Source organism: Staphylococcus pasteuri, from assembly GCF_030547725.1.
Lineage (GTDB): Bacteria > Bacillota > Bacilli > Staphylococcales > Staphylococcaceae > Staphylococcus > Staphylococcus pasteuri.
In genome coordinates this window covers 1-262 of the sequence record NZ_JAUOQO010000459.1, presented here as the reverse complement: position 1 = coordinate 262, position 262 = coordinate 1, and the positions used below count along the sequence as shown (strand labels likewise).

Genomic DNA, 262 nt, shown 5'->3' with positions numbered 1-262 from the left:
AGACATGCATAATACACTGGATTGTCTTGAGATTGTTCTTTTGCTAATTCCATATCAACATCAAAGTGTGTATCTGGGCTACGCATAGTTAAGAAGTAACGCGCAGCATCCACACCAACTTCCTCCATAATTTCGCGTAAAGTAATCGCGTTGCCTGTACGTTTACTCATTTTACCTTCTTCACCATTTTGCAATAAACGTACCATTTGCATGATTTGAATTTCTAATCGGACACTGTCTACACCAAAAGTTTCAAGAGATG

1 protein-coding gene is annotated in these 262 nt (G+C 38.5%); it reads right to left on the bottom strand.

Features of this window, described 5'->3' with window-relative positions:
* The coding region (locus Q4528_RS14350; RefSeq protein ID WP_303522302.1) for a class I tRNA ligase family protein at positions 1-262 on the bottom strand (262 nt) is incomplete at both ends.